This window comes from Mangrovibacterium lignilyticum, assembly GCF_010882175.1.
GTDB classification, from domain to species: Bacteria; Bacteroidota; Bacteroidia; order Bacteroidales; family Prolixibacteraceae; genus Mangrovibacterium; species Mangrovibacterium lignilyticum.
In genome coordinates this window covers 1,563,883-1,582,935 of sequence record NZ_WKLH01000002.1, presented here as the reverse complement: position 1 = coordinate 1,582,935, position 19,053 = coordinate 1,563,883, and the positions used below count along the sequence as shown (strand labels likewise).

Genomic DNA, 19,053 nt, shown 5'->3' with positions numbered 1-19,053 from the left:
TCTGATATATAATAGGGTAAAATACTGAAGGATGTATTAATTTCACTGAAAAATAACACCCTTATGATTAAAAATCTGGACGAATTACTGAAAGTTGCGCAGGGCAAAAGCCGAAAAAAAATGGTTTTGGTAAACGGCGTTGATGATCATAGTTTGGAAGCGGCATCAAAAGCTGTTGAATTAGGTTTGGTTGATGTTATCATAACCGGCGACATGAAACAAATTTTCAGGAGCTGTCAGAACCTGAAAATACCACACGGCCGGTTTAAGGTGGTGAAGGCATCGTCGGAAGATGAAGCTGCGCTATTGGCGCTGCAACTCGTTGCTGAAGGGAAAGCCGATTGTATCATGAAAGGGCTGATTAGCTCTGACAAATATATGCGGGCTTTGTTGAATAAGGAGTTTAACATGATTGGAGAGAAGGGAGTGTTGAGTCATTTGGCAATCATTGAACAGCAGGCTTATCCAAAGCTTTTGTTTGTGAGCGATGTTGCAGTTATCCCGTATCCCAGTTTGAAGCAAAAAGCGATTATGATTGCTTACCTGATCGACACAGCACACCGGTTTGGAATAGCGAATCCAAAAGTTGCATTGATTGCTGCTACCGAGCAGGTTCTACCGGGAATACAGGCCTGCGTTGATGCAGCAGAATTAGTAGAGATGGGGAAACGTGGCGAAATTGCAGGAGGGATGATTGATGGACCGATGGGATTGGATGTGGCATTGGATGAAGAATCTGCACGAATCAAGCAGGTCAATTCAGTGGTTGCAGGAAGTGCTGATTGTTTGCTGTTTCCCAACATTGACGCTGGAAATGTGTTCTATAAAATGAGCGCCAAATTTTGCGCGTCAAATCAAGCGGCGGTTGTTGTTGGTTCAAAAGTTCCGGCAATTCTTTCGTCGCGCGGAGACAGTGTTCAAACCAAACTAAATTCGATTGCATTGGCCGCTTTATTGAGCAGTTAAAGGCAAACAGTCAATTCATTTTCCGAAAGAGATAAGATCAACTAAAAATAAAAAGCGATTTGGGAATTAAAGTCCGAATTAATGAGTGAACACCGAATACTTGCCATAAATCCAGGTTCTACTTCGACAAAATTTGCCGTCTATTTCAATGAAAAGTGTGTGTTGAATAAAACGCTTCGTCATTCTGTGGATGAGCTTTCTGCCTATGCTGATATTATCGAGCAATTCGGTTACCGCAAAGGAATGATTATCGACGCGTTGGTTGAAGAGGGAATTGACATCGACAAAATCAAATTCATTATTGGTCGGGGTGGATTAACTTACCCGCTGGAATCCGGTGTCTACCTGGTTGATCAATTCATGCTGGAACATGCACGAGCGGGGATCTACGGAAAACATGCCAGCAATCTGGGGCCGGTTATTGCCGATTATATTGCCAGTCAGATTCCCGGAGCCCACGCGTTTATCGCTGATCCGGTTGTTACCGATGAATTGGAGGAGATTGCCCGAATCACCGGACATCCCATGTTTCGGAAACGGTCCATCTTTCATGCGCTGAACCAAAAGGCGACAGCCCGGGTTCATGCCCGAAAAACCGGTGCACATTACGAGGATTTGCGATTAATCGTGGTGCATTTGGGAGGTGGCGTCTCTGTTGGCGCACATGTCGATGGCCGGGTAATCGATGTAAACAACGCACTGGATGGTGATGGTCCTTTCAGTCCCGAACGGAGCGGTTCGCTTCCCGTTGGTCAGCTCATTGAGCTCTGTTTCAGTGGGAAATATTCGAAGGAGGAAATTTACCGAATGGTCGTTGGCGAAGGAGGTTATGTCGCTTATCTGGGTACCAACAATGCGTTGGAAGTTCACAAGCGGGCTTTGGCTGGCGAGAAACAGGCGCAATTTATTGAAGAAGCATTGGCTTACCAGGTTGCCAAAACAACCGGTGAAATGGCTGCGGTTTTAAACGGTCAGGTTGACGGCATCTTATTGACAGGGGGAATGGCGCACAACCAAGCACTTGTTGACTTAATCAAAAAGCGGGTTGGATTCATTGCGCCAATTTTTGTGTATCCGGGTGAAGACGAATTGGAAGCTTTGGCGATGAATGCTCTGATGGTCGCCCGGGGAGAGCTGTCGGCAAAAAAGTATACCCCCCGTATGGAGGAGTAACGGACGTCCTATTTGTCTCGCTTATTTTTTAGTTGATTATCCCGTTTAACAGAGGATATTGTTATCTTTCAAGGGTAAAAACACGGAATTATATGAGCTCGTACCTCTTTGTAATCAGCCTTTGCGTTGTAATTATTATATCATTCATCTTTAATATTATTGCCAAAAAAACGAACATCCCCAGTGTGTTGATGTTGATTTTTCTGGGAATGGGATTACGGCAGCTATTGAATTATTTTGGGATGGAACCGGAATACTTCAATACCCTTGAAGTTTTAGGAATTGTAGGGCTGATTATGATCGTGCTGGAGGCAGCACTCGATTTACAACTCAGTCGAGAGAAATGGCCCATCATTTGGAAATCATTTTTAATTGCACTTTTTTCATTAGTTGCATCCAGCTTACTAATTGCTTGGTTAATACAGTTTTTTGTTCAGAATATCGGCTTTTTACCGGCATTGGTTTATGCCATCCCATTCTCAATTATGAGTAGCGCAATTATTATCCCGAGTGTCAGTAACCTGGGGAAATACAAGCGGGAGTTCATGATCTACGAAAGCACTTTCTCGGATATTCTGGGGATTATGTTTTTCTATTTCCTCATTGAGAATTTTAACCTGGATGGAGCAGGAACAGTGGCGTTGGTACTGAGTGGCAATATTGTATTAACGATGGTGCTGGCGGTTGTGTTGAGTTATCTGCTATTGCTGGTTATTCAGAATATTAAATCGCAAGCCCGCTTTTTCCTTTTCTTATCGGTGCTTGTCCTTCTATATGCGGTTGCTAAGTTGTTTCACCTTTCCTCTCTGTTGATCATTCTCATGTTTGGTTTGCTACTCGGTAATTACAAGATATTGCTCTTCGGACGTCTGAAAAAGTGGCTGAAGCCTGATGCAATCGATGGGTTATTTGAGAATTTTAAAGTGGTAACCATTGAAACATCGTTTTTGGTTCGGACCTTTTTCTTTGTCGTTTTCGGCATCAGTTTGTCCCTGAATACACTGGTACACCCGGATATTTGGCTGTTTAGCGGATCTTTGATCCTGATTCTATATTTAATCCGTGTTATCCTGTTTATGGCGATCGACCGGAAAGATATTATCCCTCAAATATTTTTGGCTCCCCGTGGCTTGATCTCTATTCTTCTGTTTTACGCTATCCCGTCTGAATTTACAGTTGCTGAATTCGAAAGTGGAACGCTTTTACTGGTTATTATGGCGTCAAGCCTGATCATGGCCGGAGCGCTTATTTACGATAAAAACAGGGGTGACGTGGCAGCTGAAAGTAATACCATCGTAAAATGAAAGCATAATTAAACCAATAGAATGAGACGAATTTTCTCCGTACTTTTCTTGTTTACTTTCATAAACTGCTTTGCTCAGAAGCTTAGAACAAACTACAACGAAGCAGCAGTTCCGGAATATGAACTGCCCGATTTGTTCGAGAGCTTTAAGGGAAGAAAGATCAAACGATCAGAGCAATGGGAGAAGATTCGCCGGCCGGAGATTTTGCAGCTTTTTACGCAGGAAGTATACGGAAAGGTCCCCGGAGTTTTGGAAAAGCCGGATGTCATAACATATGAAGCTTCAGGCGATGCATTCGGGGGTAAAGCCATCCGAAAACAGTTCGATTTGGTTTTCAGTGTCAATAACCGCGAGTTATCAGTTGGGGTTCTGATGTATTTGCCTAAAACAGAAGGGCCGGTACCGGTGATAGTAGGATATAATTTTTTGGGAAACCATTCAATTGCCGGCGATGTTGCGATTCGGATCAGTGAATCGTGGGTGAACAACAATCCTTCGTTTGGGATCGTTCACAACCAATTTACCGAACAATCGAGAGGGTATGATGCGGAGCGATGGGATGTGGAAAAAATATTGGACGCCGGTTTTGGACTTGTAACCCTGTTTTACGGTGACGTCGACCCGGATCGGGACGATTTTGAAGACGGCGTTCAACCTTTATTGTATAAAGAGGGACAGGAAGAACCCGCCCCTGACGAGTGGCGGGCAATGGCCGCTTGGTCATGGGGCTTGTCACGTGTGATGGATTACCTGGAATCGGATTCAGATGTAAACAACGAGCAGGTTGTGGTGTTTGGACATTCCCGGCTGGGAAAGGCTGCTTTATGGGCAGCTGCCAGCGATCAGCGATTTGCTGCCTGTATTTCCAATAACTCAGGGTGTATGGGTGCAGCCTTGTCACGTCGTTGCTTTGGTGAGACGGTTGCTGTGGTGAACCGGAATTTCCCGCAATGGTTCTGCGGCAATTTCAAAAAATACAATGGATTCGAAGATCGTCTCCCGGTTGACCAGCATATGCTGTTGGCGTTAATTGCTCCCAGACCTTTATATGTTGGTAGTGCCAGCGAAGACTTGTGGGCTGATCCAAAAGGGGAATTTCTTGCTACCAAAATCGCATCTTCGGTGTATCAATTGTACGATATACCCGGCATTGTTGCAGTAAAAATGCCAGAGCCGGAACACCCCGTTGGGGGAGTAATTTCTTATCATTTGCGGACTGGTAAACATGGTGTAACATCGTATGATTGGGACCAATACCTGGCTTGGGCGAAAAAGTATGTCGTCCAATAAATTTTCGACTCTTGTCAATTTTTAAATAATTAGCAGCACACTGCAGCATAGTTTCATGAAAATCGTTAATTTCGTTTTTCAAACGAAACAAATCAGACTATGCCTACTCATCATTTCCTGGCTTTCGACCTGGGGGCATCCAGTGGCCGCGCTATTCTCGGAACCTTGAACAATGCGAAGCTGGAACTCACGGAAATCCATCGCTTCACCAATCAAATGCAGCGCATTAACGGACATTATTTTTGGAATATTTTCAGCCTTTTTCAAGAGTTGAAAACGGGCCTGACAAAGTGTGTCCGTGAATTTGGTGTTCAGCCCGAATCGATAGCGGTAGATACTTGGGGTGTTGACTTTGTGCATTTGGATAAAAACGGAATGATTCTGTCGTTGCCTTATGCGTACCGTGATTCGAGGACCAATACAGCCATGGAAGATCTGTTTAAACTCGTACCGAAAGATGAGGTTTACCGGCAAACAGGCATTCAGTTTATGCAATTCAACAGTCTTTTTCAATTGTATTCCATGGTGAAAACCAATGCTCCGCTGTTGGGTATTACCGACCGGATTCTTTTCACCCCCGATGCATTAAATTACTTGTTTTCAGGGGAAGCTAAAACGGAATTTACGATTGCCAGTACCAGCCAAATGTTGGTTCCCGGACAATGTGAATGGCAAAAAAAACTCATTTCGAAAGCAGGGGTTCCCACCAATATTTTGGGTGAAATTATTCAAGCTGGGCAACAAATCGGACTACTACAGTCGGATATCGCCGAGGAGACAGGAAGCGAGCAGATTCCTGTGGTTGCTGTTGGGGGCCATGATACTGCTTCAGCGATTGCTTCTGTACCGGCCGTTGATGACAATTTTGCGTACATCAGTTCCGGGACCTGGTCGATTTTTGGCATTGAAGCGCAAGAGCCAATTATTTCAGACAAAACACTCGAGCTGAATTTTACAAATGAAGGCGGGGTCGAAGGGACGACTCGTTTTCTGAAAAATATTATGGGCATGTGGCTCATCCAGGAATGCCGCCGGACTTGGGCTTCTAAAAAGGAATACAGCTGGCCGGAGATGGTGGAGCTGGCAAAAACGGTTGAACCCTTTCGCTTTATTATTGATCCTGATGACAGCTGTTTCCTGAATCCGGGTAATATGCCGGATGCGATTGCAAACTGGTGTGAAAAGTCGGGGCAGGGACGGCCGGAATCTCATGCCGAAGTTATTCGCTGTATTTACGACAGCCTGGCGCTGAAATATCGTCAGGTATTGGATGAAATTCGTCAGGTGAGTGCTAAGAATATCGACCGGATACATGTAATTGGTGGCGGTTGTAACAACGATTTCCTGAACCAAATAACGGCAGACGTTTGCGAATTGCCGGTTTGGGCAGGTCCTACCGAAGCGACTGCTACCGGCAATATTCTCATGCAGGCGAAAGCGTTGGGAGTCGTTAAGTCCCTTGCAGAGATCAGGCAAATTGTCCGCGAATCGTTTCAGCAAAAACGGTTCAATCCAAGTTTGGATAAAAGTTGGCAAACTGCATACGAAAAATTCACAAAAATTTCAGTTTAATTTTTCAGATGATTCTCAATCTCTTTCAAAGGTTAGTGTTTGAAATACAATTAGATGGGATTTATTCCTGAAAACGATAAATCCCCTATTGGTATTTGCTTGTTTTATAAGAGTTTTAAGCTGTTTGTTCTGAGGACACATATTCCTATATTTGCTTTCAATCTAAATCAATAACAAACAAAAATGCTTAAACAATTGCTCTTTGGTGCCATGTTCACACTTGTCGTATTTGGAGGTGTACAGGCACAAGAAAAACAGAAAACTACAGCTATTGAAAAGAAGGTCGATGAACTTCTTTCGAAAATGACGCTGGACGAAAAAATTGGCCAGTTGAACCAGTACACCTCACGGTGGGAGATGACCGGTCCCGCCCCGGCGGGAAGTAGCGAGCAGGAAATGCTGGATCAGATTAAAAGCGGCATGGTGGGCTCAATGTTGAATGTGACGGGTGCTGACGCGACTCTAAAAGCTCAGAAATTGGCGGTAGAGAATACGCGTCTGGGGATTCCCATGATTTTTGGCTACGATGTAGTTCACGGGTACAAAACAATGTTCCCGATTCCATTGGCAACCGCATCAAGCTGGGATGCTTCGGCTGCCGAGTTAAGCGCTCATATTGCGGCTGTTGAAACGGCTGCGTCGGGTATACATTGGACTTTTGCCCCGATGGTTGATATTTCGCGTGATGCCCGTTGGGGACGGGTCATGGAAGGTGCCGGCGAAGATCCTTATTTAGGATCAGTGATGTCGGCAGCACAGGTTCGCGGTTTTCAGGGGAGCGATCTGATTTTGGAAAACACCATTGCTGCCTGCGCCAAACACTTTGCCGCTTATGGCTTTGCCGAAGCTGGTCGCGATTACAACACAGTTGATATTAGCGAGTATACCTTGCAAAATGTCGTACTCCCTCCTTTTCATGCGGCCGTGGATGCTGGTGTGGCTACGCTGATGAACTCATTCAACGTGATTGGGGGCGTTCCGTCAACTTCGAACCCGCACTTGTTGCGCGATATGCTAAAAGGAGCCTGGGGCTTTGATGGTTTTGTTGTTTCCGACTGGAACTCAATTGGCGAGTTGCATAATCACGGTGTGGCTGCCGATTTGAAAGAAGCGGCCTATCTGGCGATAAAGGCCGGATCGGATATGGACATGGAAGGTTATGCCTACATCGATCACCTGAAAGAATTGGTTGAAGAGGGTCGCATTGACGAAGCACTGATCGACGATGCTACACGTCGTGTGTTGCGCATCAAATATGAATTGGGTTTATTCGATGATCCTTATAAATATAGCAAGTTGGATGAAGAGGGCTTGGTTTTGAGCGAGGAGCATTTGGCTGCTGCCCGTGAAGTTGCCAAAAAAAGTATAGTCTTGCTGAAAAATGAAAATCATCTGTTGCCGCTGAAGAAAGCCGGTCAGAAGATTGCCGTGATTGGAGATTTGGCCGACGATAAAGATTCGCCACTCGGAAGCTGGCGTGCGCAGGCTGTGACTGGTTCGGCCGTTTCATTGCTGGAAGGAATAACGAATGTGATAACTGATAATAGTGCTGTTGTATTTGAGCGCGGGCCTGTCTTTGTTTCAAACACACCGGCCTTTCAGCAACATTTGCAGTACAACGAGACCGATCCGTCAGGAATTGAAGCGGCTGTTGAGTTAGCCAAAAAGATGGATGTGGTTGTAATGGCGTTGGGTGAGAACTGTTTTCAAACCGGTGAAGGTCGCAGTCAGACCGATATTAGCTTGAAAGGCTACCAGCAAGAATTGCTCGAAGCAGTTTACGCGGTCAATAAAAATGTAGTGGTTGTGCTGATGAATGGTCGCCCGTTGGTAATCGATTGGATGGCTGAAAATGTACCTGCAATAGTAGAGGCCTGGCAATTGGGTTCTGAAGCCGGAAATGCCATCGCCGATGTGCTGTTTGGCGATTATAATCCTGCCGGGAAACTGCCGATGTCGTTTCCTCGTTCGGTTGGTCAATGCCCCATCTATTACAACCATTTCAGCACGGGACGTGCCGATGATACCGGAACAGTTTTCTGGTCGCACTACACCGACGAGTCGAACGAACCCTTGTTCCCCTTTGGTTATGGTTTAAGTTACACATCCTTCGATTACTCGGATTTGCAACTTAGCGCCAACGAAATTTCAGCTAATCAAAAGTTAAACGTTCGTGTGACGGTTAAAAATACCGGCGATGTGGACGGTGAGGAAGTGGTACAACTTTATGTACATGACTTGTACGGCAGCATTGCCCGCCCGGTAAAAGAGTTAAAAGGGTATAAGAAAATCTTCCTGAAAGCTGGTGAAAGTCAAACTGTCACGTTTGAACTGGATTCAGATGATTTGAAGTTTTTCACAGCCTGGAAAGTTTGGGAAGCTGAACCCGGCGATTTCAACCTGTGGGTGGGTACCAACTCACAAACTGGTTTAAAAGGTGCATTCAAATTGAAGTAACTTATCGCTAAAATAGATGAAAGCCGGTGGAAGCCGGCTTTTTTTATGCGATCTCGGCACACGTCTGTTTGTCGATGCTTCAGATTGAATGTCTATGATACAGCTTGCGAAGACTTGTTTTTACAGCACGAAGTTGCCGGTCCTATTCTTTCTGCTTTTACTCCTTTCGCCGTGAACCACTAATAACGGGGTGAGCCTTTATATACGGTAGATTGTTTTAAAGGAACCAGTTTTCCCTGGTAAGTTAATTTGCCTCCCCAGTTTCCGCCTATCGTTGCCGACACGGCTTGCCCATCACTGTTACTGCTGATGCTGATGTCGAAAATACCGGCACTCGACATACAAGTCATTCGAATTAAATAGCTACCTCTCTTCTCATTCTTATCAATATCTATCTTCGTGACTTTTGAATCCACAGAAACACCTCCGACTCCATTCGATCCAATGGCTGCATTTGATCCAATTTGAATAAATGCAGATTCATGGTCGACTGCAATGAAATTTAAGTTGGAGGATACATTAATGGTTCTGCCGGCTTTGCTTTGTAGCCGGTCGGCTTCTACGACAAAGGTTAACGAATCAATGGCTTGGGTCACTGCAATCATGTTTTGTTGCTGCAGCAATGCCTTTTGTTCTTTCTTGGCTTGTTTTTTGGCTTGCTTGTCCGAATTTTGTGCGTCGACTGAGTTGGCGATTAAGCACGTTCCCAGGATCATTGAGATTAAAAAAGCAGATTTCATATTGGTTGAATTTTATACTCAATTTACTGCATTTTGGAAACTATTGCAAGGGCTCTATTGAAAGCCTATTTTAAGCGATACCTGCCGGCAAAAGGGAATTTGGAGGTACACCAGTGTTTTTGTTTTGGGTGTTTTATTGGCGATGTTCTGAATATTTAAGCAGGTCCGCGGCGGCGATTTCCGGACCTGTTCAATGTTAAAAATGGCCCGGAGCTCCCGTTTCGACGCTGTTGAAATTTAACCGTATCCCCGCAAGCGTGCACGGAGCCTGTTAAACTTTAAGAAGTGTCCTGCAACATTTCCTGGACGCTGTTAAAATTTAAGAATTGTCCTGCAACATGTTTTGAGGGCTGTTAAAGTTTAAGAACTGCCCTGCAACATGTTTTGGGAGCTGTTAACGTTTAAGAACTGTCTTGCGAGGTTTTTTATTCGGGGTGAAATTGGCAGAGCGAATTTTTGGCCGGTCAGTACTTCTGAATCAGGAAAATTCCGGCCAATAACAGAAGTATGCCTGCGATACGACCTGCATTCATGTGGTGAATAGCCAAGCCAAAGAATCCGAAATGATCGATGATGGAGGCAGCGATCATTTGCCCGGCAATAGCGGCAGCCAAGACTGTTGTAACACCGATTTTGGGGATGAAAAAAATGACCGATGAAACGAAAATGGCGCCCAGCATACCTCCGGCAAATAAATACCAGGGAGCTGTTTTCACCTGTTCCCAATCGGGTGTTTGCGTCCGAAACAAGAAATTCAGACCGATTAAGCAGATAAAACCGACCATGAAATTCACCAAAGCGCCTTGTAGCGGGTGTTTCAGATAGGTTGTTAGCTGGGTGTTGATGCTACCCTGAATGGCCAGTAAAAAGCCAATAATTAAAACAATAAACGTGAAGAATATTTTCATGGGGCTCAATTTTTGACTTCAAAAGTACAAAAAGTGCAGAGCCCGCATGGTATTTGCCCCCGGTTTTAAAGGGCATCTTTCTAAATCGGTCCTGAAGCCGGTTTGTAATGACGTTTCAACCAATGTGCCAGCCCGTCGAGACCCGGGAAAAGTACCCTTTCGGTGATATTGGCCTGATCGAGTTTGTCGCGTACTTCCCATTTCAGCTTTTGGGGAATAATTAATCGTCGAAACATATCGGGATGTTTGATCAGCCAGTCGTCTAAAATAGCCGTGGGATTCGACATGACCGAGAAAAAAGCAAACTGGTTGACAATGCGCTCATCCATGGATGGTGGCTCAAAAAATGCAACCTGATCATTCCCCATAACCTGGTCGAAATCCGATAAAGAGTGGATATTTTCCTCCAGCATTTCAACGGTAAAGGCGTTGCACTTTTCTTCGAGCAGTTTTTTGTTCAGCGGTTCGCTGATGAGCTGGTTTGCTTTCACAAAATCAACTTTCCAGATCACGCCATCCAGATCGTATTTATCGGTATTTACCGTGGCAAAGTGCATGGCAATAAAAGGTGAATAAGTCCAGTCGAGCAAGCGGGTTGGCAGGCCGTGGTGCTGAGCCATTACCAGTGCACGCCAAAATGACCCCGAAAGCTGGGCTTCTTTTGAGATGGAATATTTTCGGAAATTCCGCAGCAAATGGTATTCCAACTCGGGACGGGCGCCGCAGTTGCGAAGAAAGCTGTTTTTTAGTTCGTAGGTTGAATCCGATAAACCCCGGAAAGCATAATCGGAACGGTATCGGCCCATACCGGGTTTCCACGAATCCTGATACACTTCTTCACACAGTTCTTCCCAACTGCTTACCACGTGGTCGTTTTGATAAATCGCTTTGCTGTTCATTTTTGCTGTTGTAACTTTTAATTTTCGCTTTCAGATGTTGCTTGTTTTTTAACCTGAAAAGAAGACGGAAGTTATAAATTTTAGTTGAGTGAAAGGTTGAAAAACGGATGATTTTACAGAATGTTTACCTTGGAAAAGCTATCTTAGAGAACTCATCGCGAAACAAACAATTATGACTTTCCGAAGCTGTTTTTTACTCCTGTTGCTCCTTCATATTTCATGGCGACTTGCGGCACAGGACGTTGAAAAACAGAACCGGATGTTGCAGCTACCCATCTATTTTTCGGCGATCAATCCCGAGCATGCCGTCGGTATTTTTGCCTTGGATTTGCCTTTCTACTTTCCGGCAGATGATGGTGTGCGCGACCAGTTTGCTGTTTCGTACAGCATGGGAAATACCTGGCATCCGCAAGCGTGGATGTATTATCCGCAAAATTTGACAAAGGCGCAACAACGAGTAAATCGGGAACTTTACATGACCTGGCGCCCAACTTATTTTGAATCTGTCGGTGTGCAGTCGAAGGTGAAGACCTACCAGTCGGATGGCGTGTTGCAGCATTTTCGTTTTGCCTGGATCCGGAAGTGGAAGGAGCGGAACAGCTTCATTCTGAATATGAATGTCCACCTGCTTAGTGGCGGATCGTCGCCGCTGCATTATTTTGTGAGCGATCGTTTTATCGAGACTTTTCACACGCGTTTTGCCATTGATGATAATTACGGGCGAAAGTTGTATCCTTTTAACCGGGCAAGTATTCAGTTTATCGATGAGGATGGGAACAAATACCGGAAGGAACAAGGGGAATGGTTCACAAGCGTGCTGGACGCCCACTATTACCGGCAAGTGATAAACCGCAATACGGAATACGCGCATTTTCAATTGAATATTGGCGGTCACCTGTCGGTGCCTTTTAATAGTTTGCACCGGTATCTGATTCCCGGAATGTCGGCTGGTTTTCGGCTCGATAAGCTATCGAGTCCTCAAACATCGGTGACCCTGGCTTTTGATGCCGGATTGACGATGCCCACTTTCTTGAAAACAGGAGAGGGTGTAAAAGCAATCGATCAATCTTTCAGGGAAACCATCAAAATGTATTTTGGCGGAAATATAAAGGTTTCGAAGGAAAGCATTTTGCAGTTTGGACTGATGAATAATTTTCAGGGAGCATTGATGAAAGGGAGTAACAATGATCGGGGGCAGGTGGACTATGACGAAATTGGGATTCGTTTTTTGCATGAAGGCGATACGTGGGAAGGCGAAGATATCAGCCAGGAATTTTGGTTGGCAAAAATTACCCCGGCCTCGTTGTATTACTTTTCTTACAAGGCTTTTTTAGTCCTTGGTTGGCAGCGAAAGTCGCGCCAATTCAACTTCTATATTGGCGAAGATTTTTTCTTTATCAATAATGCGCCCGATTTTCAAATTGGTTTTGAATATGTTCTACCGCTTTCCCGAAAGAAGTAACCCGGATATCGAAGTCTTTTTTTATGAACAAGGTGGCTGTTTTCTTGTTTAGAGGACAAAACTTATTTTGAAATGACTGATAGCTCAAATACACGGGAGCGCTTACCCCGTTGGATGAAATCGCAGCTGCCTAGCGGAGAGAACTATTCGAAGGTAAAACGATTAATAACTGACCACAAACTAAATACAATCTGTACCAGCGGGAATTGCCCCAATAAAGGCGAATGCTGGAATGCAGGTACTGCAAGCTTTATGATTTTGGGTGACAAATGTACCCGCAATTGCCGCTTTTGTTATGTGCAAAATTTGATTCCTGATCCCGTGGATTGGGATGAGCCGCGTCGTTTGGCTGAAACAATCAAGACTTTGAATCTGAAACATTGCGTGATTACCTCGGTCGATCGGGATGATTTGCCTGATGGCGGTGCCCGTTTTTGGGCTGAAACCATTCGCCGGGTGAAAGAGTTGAATCCGAATACAACAATGGAGACATTGATCCCGGATTTTCATGCCAAAAAAGAATTGGTTCAGAAGGTGATTGATGCCAAACCTGAAGTGATTTCGCATAACCTGGAGACCGTTAAAAGATTGACTCCGAAAATTCGTAGCACCGCGCGTTATGAGCGTAGTTTGAAAGTAATATCCTATATCGCTGAAGCAGGAATTGTTCCCAAATCAGGCATCATGCTGGGCTTGGGCGAAACACCCGAGGAAGTACTGGAAGCAATGGATGATCTGAAGGAAGCCGGTTGTAAAGTCTTGACGTTGGGACAATACCTTCAACCCGATGAGCATTTGATGAAAGTTGTGGAATACATCACCCCCGAACAATTTGAAACCTACCGTAAAGAAGCCTATAAGCGTGGATTCCGGTATGTGGAGAGCAGCCCTTTGGTGCGCTCGTCCTACCATGCCGAGCGGCACGTTAATGCATAATATCAAACCACTTATGAACAAATCATTACACAAGTTAATTGAGTTTCAGGAACTCACACCGGAGACTTTTGTCCTGCATTTCGATCGGGCAGGTTTTCAGTTTACCCCCGGACAGTATGTTGTCCTTCGAAATCCTGAATCCGGAGAGGGGAGAGAGTATTCCATTTATAGTTCGGATAAGGAAGATCGGCTTTCGTTTTTAATTCGCAAAGTTGAAGATGGTGAGTTCTCGCGCTATTTGCGGCATTTAAAAGTTGGATCCGACATTCAGATCGAAGGTCCTCGGGGATTCTTTGTTTTGGACGAACAGGTAATTAGCGGGCATCCAACTTTATTTATTGCGACAGGAACGGGGATCTCACCGTTCAGGTCTTTTGTCCGAAGCTACCCGAGCTTGAATTACAGGCTGCTTCACGGCGTTCATTTTTCGGATGAAGCATACGCCCGTGATGCTTTTAAACCTTATCGGTATTGTTTGTGCACATCGCGCGAAGAAAGTGAAGACTATTTCGGTCGGGTAACCTTCTACCTCAAAGAAAACCCGGTGGAAAAAGATACTATTTGTTACCTGTGCGGTAACTCAAATATGATTGAAGAAGTAACGGATTTGTTAGAGAAATATGGAGTTAGTGCCGAAAATATTCGGTCCGAAGTATTCTTTTAGAAAACTACTCTTGCCACAATTTTTACAGTTAAGATTCTAGATTTTAAGAAAAGAATAGCAGCCAAGCGCTGCTATTTTTTATTTTTGCTATTAGGTTCCGCCTTATAAGAGATTAGCTTAATATATTGTCAGTGCTAATTGAGGTGAAAGAATTTCATTATGAAAAATATTAAAATTTCAGAGGAGTTAGCAGATAAATGCCCCGATCTGTTTTTGTCCTGTATTGAATGTAATGTTCGGGTTGAATTGTTTAGGGAAGATCTGTGGCAATTGATTGAGGCCAAATGTCGGGAGATTGCATCGAAGTTGGAAGTTGAAAATATCCGGCATATTGAGGCAATAGCATCTTCGCGCGAGGCCTATAAAGCATGCGGTAAAGATCCGGCTCGCTATCGGTTGTCTGCAGAGGCTTTACTGCGGCGGGTGGTCAGCGGTAAAGGTTTATACCAAATTAACAATGTTGTCGATACGTTGAATTTTGTTTCCATTCACTCAGGACTCTCTATTGGCGGATATGATGCCGATAAAATTCAGGGGAATGTTGTTATGGGCATTGGAAAAGCTGATGAACCTTATGAAGGGTTGGGGCGAGGAACACTTAATATTGAAGGGATGCCGGTATTCAGGGATCAGCGTGGGGCTTTCGGAACCCCGACATCTGATTCGGAACGGACCGGAGTCGGACCTGATACCAAACGTTTTTTAATGATTTTGGTGTCGTATCAAGGAGGGCACATACTTTATGAATCAAGCCAAATTGCGGTAAAATTGTTGAGTGACTATGCTTCGGCTAGTCATTTGGAAACGTATCAAATTACGGTATAACACATGCAAGCTGTTTGTCGTTTTTTACTGAACTTATTGGGGTGGAAAGCTGTAAACGGAGTGATGCCCCATAAAAAGGCGATTATTATTGGAGTCCCGCATACCAGTGCCTGGGACTTTGTTATTTCGTATTTGTATTATACTTCGGTTGGAGGCGTGGCGCATGTTGTTATCAAGAAGGAATTCTTCTTCTGGCCAGTCGGTTATTTTCTCCGTAAAGCCGGCGCTATTCCTATTGACCGATCGAAAGGAACGACCGTTGTGAAACAAATAATAGCAGAAATGAATAGTCGGGAATTCATGCACCTGGCTATTACTCCGGAAGGAACGCGGGAACTGACTACCCGCTGGAAAGCTGGATTTCACACGATCGCTAAAGCAACAGGAGCCATTGTGTACCTTGGTTTTTTCGATTTCGGAAAAAAGGAAGTCGGCTGGCTTGAAACGTTGGACCTGAGTAATGATCCGCAGCAGGATATTCGGCGGATGAAAACTTATTATCATACACGTGGATTAGTGGGGAAGCACCCGGAAAAATTCACCTTGGATGATTGACGCGTATCTCTGTTTATAATCTTTTAAATTCATGACTGATGGAAGTTTCTACAAATAATCAGAATGTGTTGACTTTGTCACTTATTCAGGCTGATTTAGTTTGGGAAGATGTGAATGCCAATCTTCGAAACTTTGAGTCAATGTTTGGAAGTATTCCATCGAATGTCGATTTGGTAGTGCTACCAGAGATGTTCTCCACAGGTTTCTCTATGCAAGTTGAACGGTTTGCTGAGCCAATGGATGGAGAAACTGTTTCATGGATGAAAAAGCAAGCAGCCTCATTAAACACAGTCCTTGCCGGCAGTTTAATGATTCGGGAGAACACTAGTTTTCGGAACCGCTTTGTATTTGTCCGGCCGGATGGGCGATTGGAATTCTACGACAAGCGTCACCTTTTTTCAATGGGGCAGGAGAACGATCATTTTATGCCCGGAAAAGAACGAAAAATCGTTGAGTTGAATGGATTCCGCATCTTGCCGCAGGTTTGTTACGATTTGCGTTTCCCTGTTTTTAGCCGAAATCGGAATGATTACGATTTATTATTGAATTGTGCGAACTGGCCGGCACCTCGAAAAGATGTTTGGTTATGTTTGCTAAAAGCCCGGGCGATCGAAAACCAGGCTTTTGTGGCAGGAGTAAATCGTGTTGGGAGTGATGCCAATGGTATTCACTATTCCGGAGATAGCCTCATTTACGATGCGCGGGGATCAGTGCTTGAACATGCCGGAAATGCTGCAAATATCGTGGTTCAAAAGCTGTCTTTGGAGTCGTTGCTGAACTTTAGATCAAAATTTCCTGTGCTCCCGGATGGCGATGATTATACCTTGTACTTATAACTTTCACTGTAGTAGTATTATAGGTGCTTCCCCTTATTCTTAAGTATGAATAATGGAAAGCTGTTTTGTTTAGTCTGTTTTTCGTTTTCATTTTGTTAACCCTTCTCCATTTTCGACGTTTTAGGGGTTTTCCAGACTCCGGAAATAGCCAGAAATAGCTGAATTAAACACATGTTTGTTAATAAAACTCAATTATTCGCTTTCTCATTTACCCATTTTGCTATCTCAAAGCCTCTGTTTGTCCAATAATGGGGGGCTCTTCGCACTTGCCTCTTGATTTGAATTGGTCCGTTGCCGTACCTTGCTAATACGATTTTCAACATAAAACTGGTGTTGAGAATTTCTAGAAGCGATACGTGGGAATAAAAGCAAATGCGGTGTGCTTGAAAATTACCGCACAACAGACTAAGCGAAAGTGTATGAATAAAAATTCTACGTGGATTTTTTATTTCGTTGAAAAGTTATGTTTTGTAGGAGAAGAGTGGCAATCCAGCCTAAAAGTTGAAGTAAAACAAAACAAATTTCAATCTGACTTCACAGGTCTTGTGAAGTTACTTACCAATATTTCGTCAAGTCGCATTTTGCCAAAGGGACAGGTCAATTCTGAAAACTCATTAGCAATGGTTTTTCAATTGATGCTGAAATCGAATTTTAAAGTGAACGATATAGATCGATTACCTCAGGATGAATTTGTGATGATGCAGAATAGTGTTCTGTCTCAAAACATCAGCCTGACTCTGAATTAAGCTTTTTATTCGTGTCGAGTTGCGTGAAAGCTCAACCGCACCAACTTTTGGTTTTAAAAATGTTAGACTTATGAAAACGAATATTTACCTCGTGTTTTTAAAGTATGTTAAAGCGATCGCTTTTTCAATTGTACTTTTGATTTCTTCATTTACCGTTTTTGGGCAGGATTCAACATCTGGCTTAACCCTGGAAAAAGATTATTGTGCTTCGAATGACACTGTTTGTGCCAGCACTTATCAGAACGGTAGCTGGGGAGCTTATGTTAGTTGGCAAGAGCCATCATTCACCTTGGGGGGAGCTAATGTTAGCTCTTTTACAATGTTGTTTAATTTTTCTGAGGTTAAGTTCGAATGTTGGGTATTCAACTATGTACAGAGGACTGGAGACAATAATTTGCAATTGTTTCAATCAAATGGAATAAAAGATACTTATCCATTTGTAGTAACGCCTTTGGTTTATCTTGATCCTCCGAATGCTGAAGGCGGTATAGGATCTGAGGTGAATTTGACGGTGATTAATCCGACTTCTACTGATATTCCCATAAATTTATACACTATAAGTGCTGATTATAACGATACAATTTCGGTTGATACAAATTTCAGTTATGGAAATACAACTGACATGATAACTCTTATAGTGCCCACAACTAAAGTAGCGGATGATTATTATTTAATGATTGAGTTTGAAGGGACGAAGCAAATACTTTCAAATCTAACAGTGGATAATCTGGAGTTTGATGGGTATGTTGCTAACTCAGGAACATGTAGTGATGAAATCGATTTTTCAATAGCAAAACCAGATTACACTTCAGGTAGCTTTTTTACACCAGGGGAGTATACTATTGACTATATCGCAACATACACAGAACCGGACGGTGTTACACAACAGAAAGACACATGTTCATTTACAATTAAAGTACTTGAACCACCTATGATTGACTGCCCTAGTCCTGTAGCAAGCTATTCCTTCAATGCCAATACGGATACATGCTCTTATGTTGCCGACGAGAGTCCGTTTTCCGTTAACTGGCTTTATGATAGTGAAGGTAGCATCGTATGTGATGATGGCGATGTTGAAATCAGATACTTCATTGGTTCTTCAGAAATTACTTTCCCTTTCTCTTTCGCAAAGGGAGAAACCACTGTTACTGCAGTATCTTATTTGACAGATTCAGAGGATCTTTCTCTAAGTTATCCAACTTCGAGTTGTGATTTTACTGTAATAGTAGCAGAAAATAGCTCTCCCGCTATCTCAGGATGCCCGGACGATATTACGGTGAATAGTGAAGACGTTGATCCACTCACGTGCTCGCAAACCGTTACATGGACAGAACCTACCGCAGAGGATAATTGCGATGGATCGTTGTCAATATTTAGCCAGACTCATTATCCAGGTGACACTTTTGATAAAGGTACAACTTCTGTTGTCTATGTATTCCAAGACAGCGACGGAAATCAAAGCACTTGCAGCTTCGACGTAACCGTTGTAGATAATACAACTCCGGTATTAACGATGCCTTCCGATGTGACTATTGCTTGTACTGACGACAATACACCTGCAAGCACAGGTTCAGCAACTGCAGTAGATGCCTGCAGTATTGCAACAGTAGCATTCAGTGATGCAACCGCAGCGGGCAACTGTGCAGGAAACTATGTGATTACCCGTACCTGGACAGCAACGGACGACTGTGGTAACGCAGCTTCACTTGACCAGATTATT

17 protein-coding genes are annotated in these 19,053 nt (G+C 43.8%); 14 read left to right on the top strand and 3 right to left on the bottom strand.

The window, feature by feature from the left end; genetic code table 11:
- The first annotated feature begins 63 nt into the window (after positions 1 to 63).
- From GJV22_RS13470 to bglX, 6 genes are all read left to right on the top strand, one after another.
- Positions 64 to 966 (top strand): phosphate acyltransferase, encoded by a 903-nt coding sequence (locus tag GJV22_RS13470; RefSeq protein ID WP_163714346.1) that lies wholly within the window; start codon positions 64 to 66, stop codon positions 964 to 966.
- A gap of 81 nt (positions 967 to 1,047) precedes the next feature.
- Positions 1,048 to 2,139: a butyrate kinase gene (gene buk / locus GJV22_RS13465; protein ID WP_163714343.1), complete on the top strand. Its 1,092-nt coding sequence runs from the start codon at positions 1,048 to 1,050 to the stop codon at positions 2,137 to 2,139.
- Between the two features lie 92 nt (positions 2,140 to 2,231).
- Positions 2,232 to 3,443 carry a cation:proton antiporter domain-containing protein gene (locus GJV22_RS13460; protein WP_163714340.1) on the top strand — a complete coding sequence of 404 codons (1,212 nt, stop codon included), beginning with the start codon at positions 2,232 to 2,234 and terminating at the stop codon, positions 3,441 to 3,443.
- A gap of 21 nt (positions 3,444 to 3,464) precedes the next feature.
- Positions 3,465 to 4,733 (top strand): glucuronyl esterase domain-containing protein, encoded by a 1,269-nt coding sequence (locus tag GJV22_RS13455; protein ID WP_163714337.1) that lies wholly within the window; start codon positions 3,465 to 3,467, stop codon positions 4,731 to 4,733.
- A 99-nt stretch (positions 4,734 to 4,832) separates the two neighbouring features.
- Positions 4,833 to 6,305 carry a rhamnulokinase gene (gene rhaB / locus GJV22_RS13450; protein ID WP_163714335.1) on the top strand — a complete coding sequence of 491 codons (1,473 nt, stop codon included), beginning with the start codon at positions 4,833 to 4,835 and terminating at the stop codon, positions 6,303 to 6,305.
- A 183-nt stretch (positions 6,306 to 6,488) separates the two neighbouring features.
- A complete protein-coding gene (gene bglX, locus GJV22_RS13445; RefSeq protein WP_163714332.1) occupies positions 6,489 to 8,762 on the top strand; it encodes a beta-glucosidase BglX in 2,274 nt (757 codons plus the stop codon).
- 179 nt (positions 8,763 to 8,941) lie between these two features.
- Here the strand turns inward: bglX and GJV22_RS13440 are convergent, their stop codons facing one another.
- The 3 genes from GJV22_RS13440 to GJV22_RS13430 all read right to left on the bottom strand — a co-directional run bounded on the left by GJV22_RS13440 (position 8,942) and on the right by GJV22_RS13430 (position 11,309).
- The gene (locus tag GJV22_RS13440; RefSeq protein WP_163714329.1) at positions 8,942 to 9,502 is read right to left on the bottom strand and encodes a DUF4251 domain-containing protein; all 561 of its coding nucleotides are present in this window, start codon (positions 9,500 to 9,502) and stop codon (positions 8,942 to 8,944) included.
- 464 nt (positions 9,503 to 9,966) lie between these two features.
- Positions 9,967 to 10,410 carry a DMT family transporter gene (locus GJV22_RS13435; protein WP_163714326.1) on the bottom strand — a complete coding sequence of 148 codons (444 nt, stop codon included), beginning with the start codon at positions 10,408 to 10,410 and terminating at the stop codon, positions 9,967 to 9,969.
- Positions 10,411 to 10,490: 80 nt separating this feature from the next.
- The gene (locus GJV22_RS13430; protein WP_163714323.1) at positions 10,491 to 11,309 is read right to left on the bottom strand and encodes an FRG domain-containing protein; all 819 of its coding nucleotides are present in this window, start codon (positions 11,307 to 11,309) and stop codon (positions 10,491 to 10,493) included.
- Between the two features lie 172 nt (positions 11,310 to 11,481).
- On the opposite strand from GJV22_RS13430, the gene GJV22_RS13425 reads away from it, so the two are divergent.
- The 8 genes from GJV22_RS13425 to GJV22_RS13390 form a co-directional block, all read left to right on the top strand.
- A complete protein-coding gene (locus GJV22_RS13425; protein ID WP_163714320.1) occupies positions 11,482 to 12,771 on the top strand; it encodes a hypothetical protein in 1,290 nt (429 codons plus the stop codon).
- A 72-nt stretch (positions 12,772 to 12,843) separates the two neighbouring features.
- Positions 12,844 to 13,707, top strand: coding sequence for a lipoyl synthase (gene lipA, locus GJV22_RS13420; RefSeq protein WP_163714317.1), 864 nt, complete (start codon positions 12,844 to 12,846; stop codon positions 13,705 to 13,707).
- A gap of 13 nt (positions 13,708 to 13,720) precedes the next feature.
- Entirely contained in the window at positions 13,721 to 14,371 is a 651-nt protein-coding gene (locus GJV22_RS13415; RefSeq protein WP_163714314.1) for a ferredoxin--NADP reductase, read from the top strand.
- Between the two features lie 159 nt (positions 14,372 to 14,530).
- A complete protein-coding gene (locus GJV22_RS13410) occupies positions 14,531 to 15,196 on the top strand; it encodes a B3/B4 domain-containing protein (protein ID WP_163714311.1) in 666 nt (221 codons plus the stop codon).
- A gap of 3 nt (positions 15,197 to 15,199) precedes the next feature.
- Entirely contained in the window at positions 15,200 to 15,751 is a 552-nt protein-coding gene (locus tag GJV22_RS13405; protein ID WP_163714308.1) for a 1-acyl-sn-glycerol-3-phosphate acyltransferase, read from the top strand.
- A gap of 38 nt (positions 15,752 to 15,789) precedes the next feature.
- Positions 15,790 to 16,587, top strand: coding sequence for an amidohydrolase (locus GJV22_RS13400; RefSeq protein WP_163714305.1), 798 nt, complete (start codon positions 15,790 to 15,792; stop codon positions 16,585 to 16,587).
- Positions 16,588 to 17,006: 419 nt separating this feature from the next.
- Entirely contained in the window at positions 17,007 to 17,333 is a 327-nt protein-coding gene (locus tag GJV22_RS13395; RefSeq protein ID WP_163714302.1) for a hypothetical protein, read from the top strand.
- Positions 17,334 to 17,403: 70 nt separating this feature from the next.
- On the top strand, positions 17,404 to 19,053 hold a 1,650-nt coding region (locus tag GJV22_RS13390; RefSeq protein ID WP_163714299.1), incomplete at its 3' end, for an HYR domain-containing protein.

Coding starts and splice junctions, on each gene's coding strand:
- GJV22_RS13470 (WP_163714346.1), top strand. CDS start 64: ATGATTAAAAATCTGGACGAATTACTGAAAGTTGCGCAGGGCAAAAGC.
- buk (WP_163714343.1), top strand. CDS start 1,048: ATGAGTGAACACCGAATACTTGCCATAAATCCAGGTTCTACTTCGACA.
- GJV22_RS13460 (WP_163714340.1), top strand. CDS start 2,232: ATGAGCTCGTACCTCTTTGTAATCAGCCTTTGCGTTGTAATTATTATA.
- GJV22_RS13455 (WP_163714337.1), top strand. CDS start 3,465: ATGAGACGAATTTTCTCCGTACTTTTCTTGTTTACTTTCATAAACTGC.
- rhaB (WP_163714335.1), top strand. CDS start 4,833: ATGCCTACTCATCATTTCCTGGCTTTCGACCTGGGGGCATCCAGTGGC.
- bglX (WP_163714332.1), top strand. CDS start 6,489: ATGCTTAAACAATTGCTCTTTGGTGCCATGTTCACACTTGTCGTATTT.
- GJV22_RS13440 (WP_163714329.1), bottom strand. CDS start 9,502: ATGAAATCTGCTTTTTTAATCTCAATGATCCTGGGAACGTGCTTAATC.
- GJV22_RS13435 (WP_163714326.1), bottom strand. CDS start 10,410: ATGAAAATATTCTTCACGTTTATTGTTTTAATTATTGGCTTTTTACTG.
- GJV22_RS13430 (WP_163714323.1), bottom strand. CDS start 11,309: ATGAACAGCAAAGCGATTTATCAAAACGACCACGTGGTAAGCAGTTGG.
- GJV22_RS13425 (WP_163714320.1), top strand. CDS start 11,482: ATGACTTTCCGAAGCTGTTTTTTACTCCTGTTGCTCCTTCATATTTCA.
- lipA (WP_163714317.1), top strand. CDS start 12,844: ATGACTGATAGCTCAAATACACGGGAGCGCTTACCCCGTTGGATGAAA.
- GJV22_RS13415 (WP_163714314.1), top strand. CDS start 13,721: ATGAACAAATCATTACACAAGTTAATTGAGTTTCAGGAACTCACACCG.
- GJV22_RS13410 (WP_163714311.1), top strand. CDS start 14,531: ATGAAAAATATTAAAATTTCAGAGGAGTTAGCAGATAAATGCCCCGAT.
- GJV22_RS13405 (WP_163714308.1), top strand. CDS start 15,200: ATGCAAGCTGTTTGTCGTTTTTTACTGAACTTATTGGGGTGGAAAGCT.
- GJV22_RS13400 (WP_163714305.1), top strand. CDS start 15,790: ATGGAAGTTTCTACAAATAATCAGAATGTGTTGACTTTGTCACTTATT.
- GJV22_RS13395 (WP_163714302.1), top strand. CDS start 17,007: ATGAATAAAAATTCTACGTGGATTTTTTATTTCGTTGAAAAGTTATGT.